Source organism: Gemmatimonadota bacterium, assembly GCA_026706345.1.
Taxonomy (GTDB): Bacteria; JAAXHH01; JAAXHH01; order JAAXHH01; family JAAXHH01; genus JAAXHH01.
In genome coordinates this window covers 125,344-140,974 of the sequence record JAPOYX010000023.1, presented here as the reverse complement: position 1 = coordinate 140,974, position 15,631 = coordinate 125,344, and the positions used below count along the sequence as shown (strand labels likewise).

Here is a 15,631-nt window from a genome sequence, read left to right as displayed (position 1 = left end):
AGCAGGAATTCCATACCGGTAAACAGCGTGCCGGATCCGACGATCTCCCTCAGCCCCACGGGCAGGCCCGAGGAAGTGAATCCGCAAGGCACGGAAATGGCGGGCAGTCCCGTGACGGTGACGTAGTAGCACGACCTCATCCAGTCGATATAGGTCTCCATCTGCACGCCGTCTATTTCCGTGGGGTAAGGCGTATTCACGTCGAAGGGCGGGACCTGGCTGACGGGAAAAACCATGAATTCGTGGCGCTCCATGAACCGGCGGACCCGGTGGTACAGGGTGGTCCGGTCCACCTCTGCGCGGGCGATCTGCGACCCCGTAAGGGCGAATCCGGCTTCGAGGTTCCAGATGACCGTATCCTTGATCTGGCCGCGGTGTTTCTCGAGGAGATCGCCGTAACCCTGGATGAAGCTCCACGCCCGCAGCGTCTTGAATACCTCGTCGGCTTCGGCGAAATCGGGCTGGCCCGGCCTGACGGTCATGCCCAGATCCTCGAATACTCCGCGCTTGGCCTCGATGGCCGAGGTGACCTCGGGATCCACGGGCAGCCCGCCGAAGTCCATGCTCCAGGCTGCCGTCATTCCCTTGAAGTCGCGTTCCAGCGGCATTGCGAAGGGCTGTCCCGGCTCCCGAATGGCAAGCGGCGCACGGGGATCGGGACCCGCGATGGCGCTGAGCATGAGGGCGGCGTCCGCGACCGTCCGGGCCATGGGGCCCTGGACGCTCAACTTTCCCCAGGCGTTGACGGACGGCCATCGCGGCACGCGGCCCGGCGCGGACCGCAGCCCCACCACGTTGCAGAAGTTGGCCGGGTTGCGCAGCGAGCCGCCCATGTCGCTTCCGTCGGCGATGGGCAGCATGCCGCAGGCCAGCGCCACGGCGGCGCCTCCGCTGCTGCCCCCGCAGGTCCGGGACGTGTCGTATGGATTGAGCGTCGCGCCGAAGACCGGGTTGAAGGTCTGGGAACCCGCGCCGAATTCCGGCACGTTCGTCTTGCCGAAGGAGATCGCCCCGGCTTGCTTCAGCCGCTCCACGATCAGTTCGTCCTGGCCCGGGACGAAATCGCGGAAGATCGGCGAACCATAAGTAGTCCGCACGCCCCTGGTCAGTACCAGATCCTTGTGGGCGATGGGCAGGCCGAAGAGGTGTCCCCGCGCTTCGTTTCGCGCGATGGCTTCGTCCGCTTTCCGGGCACCATCCAGCGCCTGCTCGGGATGATAGGTGACGATGGCGTTCACGGCGGGATTCACCCGGTCGACCTGGACCAGGTGGGCCTCCATGACTTCCGTCGCGGAAACGTCCTTGCGGCGGATCATGCGGACGAGATCGGTCGCCGGGGTGAAGCACAGTTCGGATACGGGCATCGCGCGCCTTTCTGAACGAATTCAGGTTGGGATAATGGCGGGTTACGCGACCGGGATCATCACATGCGTGATGCCGGGGACTTCAGCCAAGGATATCCCGCAGAGCCCCGGTGAAGATCCGGCTTTCCGTCTCGTTGCCGTAAGAGACCCGGATCATGCCCGGTATGCCCCAGGAAGCTTCGGCGTTGATGACGATAATGCGCCGTTCGGCCAGTGCCTGCGTCACCGCATTCGCGTCGCCGACTTCGATCAGGACGAAGGCCGCCTCGCTGCGGACGTACGCCAGTCCGAGCGCTTCGCACGTCTCGTAGTAGATCGCCTTGGACGCGCTCGCGGCCTCCCTGGAACAGATCACGTGATCCGGATCGTCGAGGGCCGCGCAGGCGGCGGTCAGCACCAGGGCGCTGGGCGATCCCCCGTGAAACTGGCGGACGCGCGCCATCATGTGGGGCTGGCCCACGGCATAGCCCAGCCTGAAGCCCGCCAGTCCGTAGCCCTTCGAGAAGGTGCGGACCAGGAGGACGTTCTCGTGTTTTCTGACCAAGGCGCTGCTGTCGGAGCACGTGCCGTCTTCCACCAAGTCGATGTAGGCTTCGTCCACCAGGACGATCACGCGGTCGGGCAGATCTTCGACGAAGCGCGACAGCGCGTCGTGGGTGACGACGGTGCCCGTCGGATTGTTCGGGTTGGTGATGACGGCCATGCGGGTCCGTTCGTTGACGGCAGCGGCCATGGCGTCCAGGTCGTACACGTACTGCGGCGTCAGGGTGGTCCGCACGGACCGGGCTCCGATATCCTCCCCGTACCGGATCATCAGTCCGAAGGCGGGATGAGGCTCGATCACCTCGTCGCCCGCCGAGAGGAAGGCCCGCGCGATGGCGTGCATCAGGTGTTCGGCGCCGTCGCCTACGCGGATCCAGGCATCTTCCGAATCCAGGCCGGGCAGCGATAGTTTCTCATCGTGCGGCACGCCGTGAAGCCTGGCCAGCTTGCGAAAGAGGTCGATATGGTCGGGGTCTTCATAGCGGTTGATCTGGTTGCTGCGCGATTTCACCGCTTCGATGACGCCGGGAGATGGCCCGAGGGGGTTTTCGTTCCGGCTCAGGCGCACGATACCCGGAGGAAGGCCGACGCTCTGGTGGTTTTCGTTCACCGCACTCATGGGCGTTGCCACATCGTTAATTCCAGTTCTTCGAAACGCGCCGTACCTGCAACACACCTACCAGGATCAGCCCCACGATGATGCCCCGCGTGAGCAGCAGATAGGGGATGTCCTCCGGGTTGGCGTTGCGCAGCAGAAGCAGGTCGAAGCCGGCCTGGTAGGTCCATACGACGAGCAGGATCGCCAGCGAGACAGGCGTTACGTACTTGATCATATAGTAGAAGATCCGCGGTATCCGGATCGCCGCGCCTTCGTTGATCTCGTCCCAGGCCTTGTCCATGCCGAATATCCAGGCGAAGATGATGATCTCGAGAAAGGAGAAGACCACCAGGCCCACGGTCCCGATCCAGAAATCCAGTTCGTCGATAACGCCGTGCTCGATATTGAAGACGATGAAGTTGCCGAAAATGAACAGAAAGGAGATTACGACGATAGCCGCCTTCTTTCGCGGCCATCCCATCTCGTCCTGGAGGAAGGCCATGGGCGGTTGCGTCAGGGCCACCGTCGAGGTAATCCCCGCGAAGAACAGCAGGCCGAACCACAGCGTGCCGATGAACTGGCCCAGCGGCAGTTGCTGGAAGATCAGCGGCATGGACTGGAATCCCAGGTCGAAGGAACCTCCGGTGGCGATCGCCTCGGTGGCGGTGACGCCGAAGAAGGCCACGGCAACCGGGATGGCGATGGAACTGCCCAGCACCACCTCGGCGAAGCCGTTGCTCATGGAGGTGGTCAATCCGGTCAAGGCTACATCCTGCCGGGCGCGGACGTAACTCGCGTAGCACTGCATGCTCCCGATGCCGATACCGAGGGAGAAGAAGATCTGACCCGCGGCCGCGAGCCACACGCTGCCTTCGGAAAGACGGCTGAGGTCCGGGTTCCAGATCCAGGCGAAACCGGCCATGACGCTTCGGTCCGGAAAGGCCGGGTCGGGGGTCCCGAGGGTCAGTACCCGGGCCACCAGGACGACGGCGAAGATCAGCAGCATGGGCATAGCGAACTTGGCCAGGGTCTCGATGCCCCGTACCACGCCGCGGCTCAGTACCCAGAATACGATGCCGAGGTTAATGAGGAAGAAGATGTAGGCCGTCGCAATGCCGCTGAAATGGGAGCTTTCGGTGATGCCCTGGAAGCTGCTCAGGAACGCGCCCATCTCCTCCTGGGTACTGATGCCGAAGTACTGGCCGGTCAGGGAGAAGAAGCTGTAAGCCAGGGTCCACGACTGCACGTAGGAATAGTACAGGGCGAAGGCCACCGGCGCCGCGATGCCGAGCACGCCGATGTACTTGGCCGCCGGATGTTTCCACAGGCGGTACAGGATACCCGGCGTGGTGCCGTGGCCATGCTTCCCGCCGAACCGTCCCACGCTCCACTCCACCCACATCATGGGGATGCCCACGACGAGGAAGGCGACGAAATAGGGGATCATGAAGGCCCCGCCGCCGTTGGCGGCCGCCTGTACGGGAAACCGCAGGAAATTGCCCAGGCCGATGGCGTTGCCCGCCATGGCCATGATCAGGCCCATGCGGCTTTGCCAGACTTCCCTTACCTTGGTTACAGACATCTGGTTCTCCTTCCAGCTTGTCTCTCGCCTTGTATGGCTTACTTCGTTTTATACCAACTGTTACACTTTGCCTACTTGACTCTGCCCCGGCCGGCGACGGGCCAGACGACTTCCACCTGCCCGTCCCGGACCCCGTTGAGTTCGTCGTGCAGGTTGAGGGCCATCTCCTGGTGTAGGGGAATGACCGACAAACGCTCGCCCACCTTGAACCGGTGCGCACACTTGGACACGTCCACGTGCCCGTGCTCCACCGACATGCCGTAGATCTCCGCCTCGGGATGTTCAATGATGTGGCCGTAGGGCGTGGGCGGATAGCTGGCAAAGGTCTTCATGCCGCCGTCGATGATGATGCGGTCCGGCGTCGGGGCGCTCACCACGGTGCAGATCATGCGGCAGGGACAGCGTTCGGGGTTGAGCATGGCGGAAGTGCTGATGCGGTCCATGCCCTCCCAGATGTAGGACCCGCTGCGGGTCTCGGTGCAGCCCATGGCTTTGGAATTTTCTTCGCCGCCGGTGCCGCCGCCGCTGATGATCTCGATGGGTATGCCCTTGTCCGTGATTCGTTCCACGGTCTCCCGCAGGAAAACCTCTGCCTCGGGATGGCTGGGGAAGATCATGACGCCTTTGAAGAAGAGACCGCGGAGGTCCGTGATTCGTTCGGCAAGGTCCGCCGCCGCTTCGGGCGACTGTACGCCGCAACGCTTCGTGCCCGTATCAAGTTCGATGATCACGTTGACCCGGCAGCCGTCTTTCAGCGCCTGGTCCGACATGCCCCGTACCGTGATTTCGTCATCGGCGGCCACGATGATCTCGGCCCGGCGGGAGACGCGTGTCAGGCGCTCCACCTTCCGGGGACCGACGATGTTGTAGGGGATCAGGATGTTCTCGATGCCGGCGGCGGCCATGACTTCGGCCTCGCCGAGTTTCTGGCAGCAGATACCGATCGCGCCCGCCCTGACCTGCCGGTGGGCGATTTCTGGGATTTTGTGGCTCTTCGTGTGGCACCGAAGGCCGATGTCGAGATTCCGGCAGTGTTCCGCCATGGACGCGATGTTCCGCTCCATCACGTCCAGGTCGACCGTGTAGGCCGGAGTGTCCAGTTCGTCGATGTGCATGGTTACCCGTGTTCGCTATGGCCGCTAGAGGCTGCCCTTGGTGGACGGCACCCCGGACACGCGGTCATCCATTGCTACCGCCTGGCGAAGCGCCCTGGCCGCCGCCTTGAAGACCGCCTCGACCTGGTGGTGGGCGTTTACTCCCGCGAGCAGGCTGACGTGCAGGGTTACGCGTCCGTGGTGAACGAACGCCCCGAAGAACTCCCGCACCATTTCCGTGCTGAAATCGCCGACCGAGGAACGCGAGAATTCGGCGTCGAATTCAAGGTGGGCCCTTCCGCTGATGTCGAAGACGGCCCGGGCCAACGCCTCGTCCAGGGGAGCGTAGGCATGGCCGAAACGCGTAATGCCGGCCCCATCGCCGATCGCCTGGACAAAGGCCTGTCCCAGGCAGATCCCCACGTCTTCCACCGTGTGGTGATCGTCTATATGCAAATCGCCCGTGCAGGATAGATCGAGATCGAAACCCCCGTGTTTGACGAAACCGGCCAGCATGTGGTCGAAGAAGCCGATGCCGGTTTCTCCGGAAAGCGAGCCCTTGCCCTCCAGGTCGAGGGTCAGATCGATACGGGTTTCCAGCGTTTCGCGCGTTACGGCGGCGGTGCGAGACACGTAATCCTCTTCGTTGGTTAAAGAACCGGTTGTTGCCAGGGCAACGGCAAGCAGATCGACCTGTTACAGTAGGCCGCCGTCAGGGTTTTGTCAAGGGGATATGGGCGCCTGCACCGTTCCTGGCGACCGGTCAATCCGCAACGTGTCCGAAATAGTTTGTAACGTCGACCGGACCGGATGGCGCTATGCTTCAGGGACCGGGCTTTGGAAGGCGTCGCGGCATTGTGCTGCGGGTGCGCGTTAGCGACGCATCCTTCGACTCCGCGGCGCACAGGCCGGCGCGTCGAGGCATCGCTGAGACTGCCGGTTCGTCCGGTCGGAAACACGTGCATCCACCCCGGTGCAAGAGTGGGTAACAGATGTGGACTAATGCTCCATGGTTTGAAAGGACAGACGATTGAAGCGGAAGATCAAAACCTCCGGCATATCTCGGTTTCTCCAGCGGAACCCGGCCTGGTCGCAGGTCGTGTGCATCGTCGGGGTGTCGCTGCTGGTCATACTCGGTCCGATTCTGCTGTACGGGCTGTTCTTCCAGCCTGAATCGGACGTGTTGCGGGTTTTGAGCAAAATCCCGTGGTGGCCGGTTGTCCTCCTCGTCCTGCTCGTCGCGGTCCTCAGCCTCCTGCAGGGCGCCGCCGGGGTCAGCGTGCAGAAGCGATCGGCGGAAACACAGGACGCCGACGGCGACGACGAAACGATCGATCTTCCTACGCCTCCGCCCTCCAAGCCGGAGACGCCGCCTTCGTCCCGCCCGCCCGATGCGGCCGGCCCGGGTTCCGATCCATTGCGCTTTACGAGATCCGGCCAGATTGGAACCCGCAAGCGCGGTACGCGCCTGATGCGTTGAAACCAGGCGCGACTGCCCTGACTAGCCGAAGTACCATCGTGCCGCGATCGCGACCGCAACTGCGGCGATAGACTGAAAGGTCCGCCTTTCGCTGCGCAGGGCGGCGGCGAAATCGTAGGGCGCCGGTTCGCCTCCGACATACCCGGTGAATCGCGGCAGGAACCGGGGCACGGCCCTCACGTAGGCGTCGTACTCTTCGCCGAAGATACTTCGCAGACTCTCTTCCTCCAGGGATACGATCAGCCCGTACTGTACAGCGAAGGCCGCCAGGAAGATCCCGAGCATATACGGCATCCAGGCCCAGGCCATAATGCAGAGGCCGAGGCTCAGGATGAAGTTGCCCACGTAGAGGGGATTGCGTACCCGGCCATAGGGTCCGTTCGTGATGAGCGAAGGCGCACCGACGTGCCGGGTGCGGGTGGCGGAACCGGCGTAGCCGACCGCCCAGAGGCGTATGGATTCCCCGAGGACTACCACCAGTCCGCCGGTTGCAAGGGTAAGCAGGTTTGGCTCCGCCATGATCAGCACGGCTACCAGCAGGGGAATGGGAGTATAGCTTCGGGCTGCGAAAACGCGGGCGCGTATGTCCATGTCGGTAGATCGTGCCGCCTGTTCGAGAATCGCGTTCCAGCGACGGAACTGCTCAGCCACTGTACCGGATCGTAGTGCGTGCCCTATCGGCGTCCGCGGTCGATCTGATCGATCACCGCCAGGGAGATGCGCAGGGCTTCCAGGCCATCGCGGCCGGTCACCGGCGGCGGATATTCCCCCCGCACCGCGGCGGCGAAGGAGGCGAGTTCCGCCTTCAACGGCTCGGTCCTGTCCTTCGCCTTCTTCTGCCGCAGGATATGCCGGGTGCGGCCGTCGCCGGTGTTAATGGGAATCTTCAATCCCCGGGTCCCGCCCGGTCCGGGCTCGTCGACCAGTCGGTATATCTCGCTTTCGCCCGCCAGGAAATCCATCGAAATGTAATGATCGCGCTGAAAGACCCGCATCTTGCGCATCTGCTTGAGGGATATGCGGCTGGCCGTTACGTTGGCCACGCAGCCGTCGGCGAACTGCATCCGGGCGTTGGCGATGTCCACCTGGTCGGAGATCACGGCGACCCCGGTGGCGTCCACCCGATCCAGGTCCGACCGGACCAGGCAACGGATCAGGTCGATGTCGTGGATCATCAGGTCGTGGACGACGGACACGTCGGTTCCCCTGGGGTCGAAGGACGCCAGGCGGTGCGACTCGATGAAACCAGGGGATACGGCCGTTCCTTCAAGGGCCCGGAAGGCGCCGTTGAACCGTTCGATGTGTCCGACCTGGAGTACCTTTCGGTGAGCCTCCGACAGTTCGACGAGCCGTCCGGCTTCTTCGACGGTCGCGGCGATCGGTTTTTCCACGAAGGTATGCAGCCCCCGGGACAGCGTGTACGAAGCCACTTCACAGTGGGCGGTGGTGGGCACGACCACGGTGACGGCTGCGGCATCCCCCGCGAGATCGGACAAACTGCCGTAGGCCTTCGCGCCGTAACGGCGGGCAACCTGCTCGGCCCGCTCGCCGCGAATGTCGTACACGCCGGCAAGGTATATACCCGGCAGGTCCGCCAGTACGCGGGCATGGACTTCGCCGAGGCGTCCGACACCGATTACGGCCGTCCGCAAGGGATCCAAGTGCGGTTTCTCCCTGACATCTTGACTTATAACTCAGCGCGGTGTTCTCCAGCCGGAATGTAGAGGCCGCCACCCCGTATGGTCAACCTCATTTGAAGGTCGGATCCCGGGCCTGAATCGCTTCTTGAAGTTGACACGCCGCGGCAATGGGTGTTGATTTCAGTCACGCAAACGGACGCAGAGACCCCTGGAGAAGACCCCATGGACTCCATACGACGGCTCCACGCCTCTTCGACCATCGCCGGGTACGGTCTCGCCTGTTGTTCCGCGCTGTTCATCTTCCTCAGCATACCCAAGGTCGACTGGTGGCCCCTGGCCTGGGGCGCTTTCGTGCCGGTCATGATCGCGTTGCACGACGCCGGACGGAACGGCTCCTTGACCAGGGTGGCTTTGATCGCCCTGTTATTCGCGTTCGTGTCAGGCGTCGCCAAGGTGTACTGGATCCGGGAAACCGTCATGAACTTCGGTGGCCTGAACCTGGCGCTGGGCCTGGTCAGCATGGCGGGCGTGGCCCTCGTCATCGCCCTGTACGCCTTCATTTTCGGATTGTATGCGGCGCGGGCCGACTGGAAGTCCCCCCTATTCCCGTTGTTCGCGGCCGCCCTGTGGACGGCGCTGGAATACATCCAGACCTATGTATTCACGGGGTTCCCATGGGAATTGCTGGGTTACTCGCAGCACCTGGTTCTGCCCGTCATTCAGATCGCGAATTTCACGGGCGTCTACGGTGTGAGCTTCCTGGTCATGCTGTTGAACGCGACGCTGGCCATGGTCTTCATCGGCCTGCGGGACAGCACCTCGTGGCGGGCGCCCGTATTCGCCATGTTCCTGGCCTGTATTACCCTGATCGGCACGACGGGATACGGCTGGTGGTCGATCTCGCAGGCACGTGCGTTGGAACGGCAGACACCCCCGGTAAAGGTGGCCGTCGTCCAAGGCAGCAAGGAACAGGGTATGAAGTGGTTGCCGGAGGAGGTCCAGCGGACCGTGGACGTCTACCGGGATCTGACGCGGTCGATACTGCCCCAGGACCCCGAGTTCATCGTGTTTCCCGAGACGGCGATGACCTTCTGGCTGGAGAGTCCGGCATATGAGGAATATAACGAACAGGTACATGCTTTGACCGACGAAGCGGGTGTTCCGCTGCTTACCGGTGCGCTGGGCTACCGATCCGGCGAAAACGACATCTACAACAGCGCTTTTCTGTTGCTTCCCCAGAGGGGGATTGTGAGTTCCTACAGCAAGATGCACCTGGTGCCCTTCGGCGAGTATCTGCCGATACCGAGTCTGTTCTCCTTTCTGTCCGGGTTGACCGGCGCGATCGGAGACCTCACGCCCGGCGACGAACTGACCGTGATGCCGCTCACCGGACAGGACATGCATATCGGTACGGTCATCTGCTACGAATCCATCTTCCCTGACCTGGTCCGGCGGTTTCCTCTGAACGGCGCAAACGTGCTCGTGGTCATGACCAACGACGCCTGGTTCGGAACCTCCTCCGCCCCCAGCCAGCACTTCTCCATGGCCGTGCTTCGTGCAGTGGAGACCGGCACGCCGATCATACGCGCGGCGAACACCGGCATTTCGGGGTTCATCTCCGCCACTGGCGCCGTCTATGGCACAACACCGATGATGGTCGCCACGACCACCGTCGCGAATGTACATCCCAACCGGGGTGAACCTACGTTCTACACCCGCTACGGCGACGTGTTCGCCCTGTTCTGCTGCGTGCTGGCCGTCGTCGCGGCGGCCCTGACGGGCGGCAGGACGGTAGCCCTCTTCACAAACAAATCGAAATGATCATCCACGCGGATGGTATCGGGCGTACACGTCCTTGAGGTATTCGCGGTCCACGTGGGTGTAGATCTGCGTCGTGGCGATGTCCACGTGGCCGAGCATTTCCTGGACGGCACGGAGGTCGGCGCCGCCTTCCAGGAGATGAGTGGCGAAGGAATGGCGCATGGTATGGGGACTGACTTTTTTTTCCAGGCCGGCGAGTTCCACGTAGGTATCCATGATCTTCCACAGGCCCATGCGGGACAGACGGCCTCCACGGGCGTTCAGGAAGAGCAACTCACCGCTTTTCGGAGAGGCCAGGGCGGGTCGAACTTTGTGCAGGTAGTTTCGGATGACGTTGATCGCCTGGCGGCCCACCGGTACCAGGCGCTCCTTGCCGCCCTTCCCGAAGATACGCGCCAGCCCCGCGTCGAAGAGCAGGTCGGGCCGCCTGAAATCCAGTAATTCGGACGCGCGCAGACCGGTGGCGTACATGAATTCGAGCATCGCACGGTCGCGCAGTCCCAGCGACGTCGTATGGTCCGGCTGTTCGAGCAACCGCCCGATTTCCTCCCGGTTCAAAACGACCGGAAGGCGACGGGGTTGCTTGGGAACCCTGACGTGCTCGGTCGGATCGTCCGTGGCCAGCCCCTCGCCGATAAGGAATCGGTGGAAGATCCGTACCGCCGAAACGTGCCGCGCGATACTAGAAGGCGCGAGGCCTCGCCTTCGGAGGTACGCGATAAATCCCTGGACGTCCTGGCGTGTGGCGTCGGAGAAGGAAGCGATCCCCCGCCGGTCGAGATGGCTCCTGTAGGAGGTCAGATCACGACGGTACGCTTCGTGGCTGTTCGGCGACAGTCCCCGTTCAATGAGCAGGTGGGTGAGGAAATCGTTCAGTTCGTTCATGACGCGCGCAGGTCCTTCCTCTGGCAAGGTCAGGAACAAGGCATCTCACTGGCGCGATCTTGCAAGTCCCGCTGGCCTGTGCGCTCACGCGGCGGCGCACTCCGCCCGCGCCCGGTCCACGTGCGCCTTCATGTACGCGATGGAATAGGCGTAGCCGATCCGGCCGTCTCCCGCCATCTCCGGGATGTGATCCGGTATCATGACCCCGTAGAAACCGGTTTCCTCCAGGACCCGCGCGGCCTGGTACATGTCGAAGTAGCCGTTGTCGATAAAGGTTTCCACGAAATGGGGCAGGGGCTGGTCCACGTTCCGGTAATGGACCTTGAAGACCTTGCCCTGCTCGCCGAAGTGGCGTAGCGCGTCCTCCACGCCCTTGCCCATCAGCGATCCGCCTTCGAGCCAGCATCCGATGCAGAAGCAGAGCCCCACGTTCGGGCTGTCGGCGATTTCCATGGCCCGGTAGTATCCGTCGTAACTGCTGAAGATACAACGCGGTATGCCGCCGAGTTCCGGCTGGGGAGGATCGTCCGGATGAATGCCGATCCGGACGCCCGCTTCCTCCGCCACCGGCGCGACTTCGCCAATGAAATGGGCGAAATTGTCCCAGATCTCGTCCTCGCTGTACACGCGTCCGTGGGTAAGCGGCATCTTGAACAGCCGGCCGCCCCAGTGGCCTTCTTCGGCCTGTGCGAGGTCGAAACCCCGGGCCGAGGCGCCGCCGCGGGTGGTCTCCCGCTCCGTGCTCCAGATCCCGTTGCCCATGTGGGCGTAGGTCGTATAGGGAATGCCCGCCCTGCCGAGGTCGCGAATGTAGCGCATGTACTGTTCCACCTTTGCGTCCCGGTTCGGCAGGTTGAGCACGATGGCGTCCTGGTTGTGCACGTCGCTGTTCCCGAAGCCGTATATCTTTATGCCCGCGTCCTCGTAGATCTCCCGCCGGCTCATGAAATAGTCGTAGTTGGCGTGTTCGCCGTCCGTCCAGAGACAGACGTATTCAATGCCGAGTTGCCGGGCGAACTCCAGGTCCTCTTGCGTCGGTTCGGGGGACATCTGTCCCGCGACCTTGATACCGGGTTCGATTTCCATCAGCGCCATGGTGGACTCCTTCTTCTATTTGACATTCAACCTGTTAGTCCCGACAAGAGGACGGTCATAATGTGACCGGACGAATTTGCGCGAACAATGAAAGAGGATGAAATTTTCAGTTTCGTTCTCGGGCTTGAGGGGTATTATATCCGACGTTCCCGGAATTGTGAAACGATTTATCGAACATGGAGGTTTCGGGCCATGCGAATCCCGAGCCGGACTTTCCTGGTCCTCGTCCTGATCCAGCCGGCCCTGGCTCTCGCTCAGGGCATTACGACCGCGGCGCTCAACGGCATGATCCTGGACGACACCGGTGTGCCGCTCCCCGACGCCACCGTGGTCGTCCTGCACGTGCCCACGGGAGTCTCCTCGGGCGTGTTTTCCCGTGCCGACGGGCGATACAACATTGCGGGACTCAGGACCGGAGGTCCGTATGAAATCCGGGTCAGTTATATCGGGTATCAGACCACCGTCCGCCGGGATGTAACCCTGACCATGGGCCAGAGTCTGCGTGCGGATTTCCGGCTTGACAGGGAGGGCATCGAGGCCGGCGAGATCATCGTCACGGCTCACCGGGACGAGGTGCTCAGCGCATCGAACACCGGTACCGAGACCCACGTCACGACCCACGAGATTGCCCGGCTGCCCTCCATCGCCCGGAGCATACACGACTACACGCGGCTGGCGCCCGAAGCGGCTTCGAAAGCCGGCGGGCAGAGCATCGCGGGCAAGAACAACCGCCTGAACAACTTCCAGGTAGACGGCGCGGTGCTGAACGACGCCTTCGGGTTGACGGGAGAGGGACTGCCCACGGGACAGGTGGGCGCCCAGCCGATCAGCCTCGACGCTATCGAGGAATTCCAGGTGCAGGTGGCCCCCTTTGACGTCCGTTCCGGTGGCTTCGCGGGCGGCCTTATCAACGCGGTGACACGCAGCGGAACGAACCGGATCCGGGGTTCCGTATACTGGTTCGGCCGGAACGAATCCCTGGTCGGCGACCTGGACGGAGACGAATTCGGAGACTTCACCGACTACCAGCTCGGTTTCAGGCTCGGCGGTCCGGTGGCCAGGAACCGGGCCTTCTTCTTCGTCAACGGAGAGCTGAGGCGACGTTCGAGCCTTTCGAGCGCGGGACCGGCGGATTCGGGCCAACCCATACGCTTTGGGGCAGACTCGGCGGATCTGCAGCGGATCGTGGATATCGCACGCGACAGATACGGTTACGACGCCGGCGGATTCAACCCATTCTCGCAGGATACGCAGAACGAAAAGATCTTCGCGCGGCTGGACGTCAACCTGTCGTCCAGGCACCGGCTCACGCTGCGCCACAATCTGGTCACCGGCGACCTGGACGACGGCCTGCGCCGGGGCCGCACCATCTTTACGCTGACCAGCAACCAGTTCAAGCGCGACAACACCATCCAGTCCTCCGTCGTGCAACTCAACAGCACGTTCTCCGGCAGCCTGGCGAATGAAGCGCGGATATCCTACAGCCGCGTGCGGGACAAGAGATCGCCGCTTTCAGCTTTCTTCCCCCAGGTCCAGATCGATCTCGAAGAACCGGACGGCACGTTCCTCGGCGAGGTGCGGCTCGGCGTGGAGCGCTTCTCCCAGGCAAATACGCTGGACCAGGACACTATTGAATTTACCAACGACCTTCACCTGTTCAGGGCGGATCATACTATAACGATTGGTACGCACAACGAGTTCATCTCTTTCGACAACCTGTTCATACAGGACTACTACGGGGCCTACGAGTTCGACAGTATCGAGGCTTTCGAGCAAGGTACGCCTGCCCGATACCTCCTGAGTCGTTCCAGGGTACCCGGCGTCGAACGGCCACGCGCCGCGTGGGACTACGTGCAGCTGGGATTCTACGCCCAGGATAACTGGAGGGTCAGCCCGCGCCTGAATCTCAACTTCGGATTGCGGGCCGATGTGCCGGTCCTTCCGACCGAACCCCTGGCCAACGACCGTTTCTCCAGCCAGTTCGTCGGCCACAGGACGGACCGCACCCCGGGCGGCCAGGTGCTCTGGTCTCCCCGTTTCGGGTTCAATTTCGACGCCGGAGGGGACCGTGGGACGCAGGTCCGCGGCGGCGGCGGCGTTTTCGCGGGTCTTCCGCCGGCCGTCTGGCTTTCCAACGCCTACAGCAACACCGGGGTGGACTTCTCCCGCATCGATCTCGCGACATTTCGGGACCAGGACGTCCCCGCGTTCGTGGCGGATCCCTTCGCGCAACCGCTTCCGCTGGACGGCGGTCTCACCGCGCCCCAGACCTCGGAGGTCAACGTCATCGATCCGGATTTCAGGCTGCCTAGGGTATTTCGCGCCAACCTCGCCCTGGACCGCAGGCTGCCGCTGGACCTGGTCGGCACGGTGGAAGTGCTGTTGGCCCGCAACCTCGACGAAGTACGTTTCCGCAACCTCAACATCGGCGCAGACGGCCGGCCGACGGGAAGGACGCCGGACGGACGGGCCGACTACGGAGGCAATAAGGTCAGCGGGGACTTCACCAACGTAATACTCCTGGAGAATACAAACAAGGGCCGTCAGGTCAACCTGACGCTGAGGCTGCGCAAGGGACAGAACACCCCTATTCTTCCCGGGCTCTTCGGCAGCGTGGCCTACGTGTTCCAGGACGCCGAGGACATCAACAGCGGGCGGTCCAGCCGCGCCATCTCCAACTGGCAGTACAATGAGACCGACGACCCCAACGGCGAGACGACCGCCACGTCCGATTTCGAGGTCCGGCACCGGGTCCTGGCCAGCGGGTCCTGGAAGTTCGAATTCGGGCGGGGACTCGCCACGACCGTCTCCGTCTTCTACGAAGGCAGCGCGGGAGATCCGTACAGCTACATGTATTCCGACGACGTGAATGGCGACGGCATCCGGGGCAACGATCTCGCCTACATCCCCGCAAGCAGGAGCGATGTGAGCGCGGAGGTCACAGGCGACGAGTGGCGGGCAATCGACGCCTTCATTGATTCAGATCCCGCGCTGCACGCGGCCCGGGGCGGCATCGTCCAGCGAAACGCGAGCCGTTCCCCCTGGCGGAACCGGTTGGACCTGCGCCTGATCCAGCAATTGCCTTCAATACGAAACCATCACTTCGAATTGACGCTCGACGTATTGAACCTGGCCAACCTGGTCAACAGCGACTGGGGCCAGAGCCGCTACGTGCGGTTCGACGCCGCCGGTCTGTTCAATTTCGACGGATACGACGAACAGGGCAGGCTGGACATGGACCTCCGGGTCAGGGACGCCAACGAGGACGGTTCGATTGATCGCGAGGACGTATTTCAGACCACCAACCTCTCGTCCCGGTGGCAGGTGCAGGCCGGGGTGCGGTATACGTTTTAGGAGGCACTTACTACTTGCCGTGACTTGTAGAATTTTTCGATGAAGATGACTGGCCCGTTCCACCAACAGGTGGTTTTGGAGGACTCGACTCGGACGTTGGACTTTGTTCCGATGGTGTAGTAGAAAGAGGCTGATAACCTTTCTGATGGGGTCGATATCCGCCCCTATCCTCAGT

Annotated in this window: 12 protein-coding genes; 3 read left to right on the top strand and 9 right to left on the bottom strand. The window is 62.7% G+C overall.

The annotated features are described in order from the left end of the window. The 5 genes from OXG98_03000 to hisB form a co-directional block, all read right to left on the bottom strand. Nucleotides 1-1,364, bottom strand: a 1,364-nt coding sequence (locus OXG98_03000; protein MCY3770977.1) for an amidase, incomplete at its 3' end; no start/stop codon positions are given. Between the two features lie 82 nt (nucleotides 1,365-1,446). Next, the gene (locus OXG98_02995) at nucleotides 1,447-2,538 is read right to left on the bottom strand and encodes a histidinol-phosphate transaminase (GenBank protein MCY3770976.1); all 1,092 of its coding nucleotides are present in this window, start codon (nucleotides 2,536-2,538) and stop codon (nucleotides 1,447-1,449) included. 4 nt (nucleotides 2,539-2,542) lie between these two features. Then, on the bottom strand, nucleotides 2,543-4,087 hold the full coding sequence (locus OXG98_02990) for a sodium-dependent transporter (GenBank protein ID MCY3770975.1): 1,545 nt from the start codon (nucleotides 4,085-4,087) through the stop codon (nucleotides 2,543-2,545). 71 nt (nucleotides 4,088-4,158) lie between these two features. Continuing rightward, a complete protein-coding gene (locus OXG98_02985) occupies nucleotides 4,159-5,202 on the bottom strand; it encodes an alanine racemase (protein ID MCY3770974.1) in 1,044 nt (347 codons plus the stop codon). A 24-nt stretch (nucleotides 5,203-5,226) separates the two neighbouring features. Further along, a complete protein-coding gene (gene hisB, locus OXG98_02980) occupies nucleotides 5,227-5,814 on the bottom strand; it encodes an imidazoleglycerol-phosphate dehydratase HisB (GenBank protein ID MCY3770973.1) in 588 nt (195 codons plus the stop codon). A 397-nt stretch (nucleotides 5,815-6,211) separates the two neighbouring features. Here hisB and OXG98_02975 point away from each other — a divergent pair, with 397 nt between their 5' ends. Beyond that, nucleotides 6,212-6,661, top strand: coding sequence for a hypothetical protein (locus OXG98_02975; GenBank protein MCY3770972.1), 450 nt, complete (start codon nucleotides 6,212-6,214; stop codon nucleotides 6,659-6,661). A 21-nt stretch (nucleotides 6,662-6,682) separates the two neighbouring features. Here OXG98_02975 and OXG98_02970 read toward each other — a convergent pair whose 3' ends face one another. Further along, complete coding sequence (locus tag OXG98_02970; GenBank protein MCY3770971.1) at nucleotides 6,683-7,312, bottom strand: isoprenylcysteine carboxylmethyltransferase family protein; 630 nt, start codon at nucleotides 7,310-7,312, stop codon at nucleotides 6,683-6,685. Nucleotides 7,313-7,335: 23 nt separating this feature from the next. Next, nucleotides 7,336-8,322: a Gfo/Idh/MocA family oxidoreductase gene (locus OXG98_02965; GenBank protein ID MCY3770970.1), complete on the bottom strand. Its 987-nt coding sequence runs from the start codon at nucleotides 8,320-8,322 to the stop codon at nucleotides 7,336-7,338. 201 nt (nucleotides 8,323-8,523) lie between these two features. Between OXG98_02965 and lnt the strand changes: the two genes are divergently transcribed. Next, nucleotides 8,524-10,122: an apolipoprotein N-acyltransferase gene (lnt, locus tag OXG98_02960; GenBank protein MCY3770969.1), complete on the top strand. Its 1,599-nt coding sequence runs from the start codon at nucleotides 8,524-8,526 to the stop codon at nucleotides 10,120-10,122. Here lnt and xerD read toward each other — a convergent pair whose 3' ends face one another. Continuing rightward, nucleotides 10,123-11,007: a site-specific tyrosine recombinase XerD gene (gene xerD / locus OXG98_02955; GenBank protein MCY3770968.1), complete on the bottom strand. Its 885-nt coding sequence runs from the start codon at nucleotides 11,005-11,007 to the stop codon at nucleotides 10,123-10,125. It lies immediately after the preceding gene. An 84-nt stretch (nucleotides 11,008-11,091) separates the two neighbouring features. Continuing rightward, a complete protein-coding gene (locus OXG98_02950; protein ID MCY3770967.1) occupies nucleotides 11,092-12,102 on the bottom strand; it encodes a mannonate dehydratase in 1,011 nt (336 codons plus the stop codon). 192 nt (nucleotides 12,103-12,294) lie between these two features. On the opposite strand from OXG98_02950, the gene OXG98_02945 reads away from it, so the two are divergent. Next, nucleotides 12,295-15,456, top strand: coding sequence for a carboxypeptidase regulatory-like domain-containing protein (locus tag OXG98_02945; GenBank protein MCY3770966.1), 3,162 nt, complete (start codon nucleotides 12,295-12,297; stop codon nucleotides 15,454-15,456). Nucleotides 15,457-15,631 lie beyond the last annotated feature (175 nt).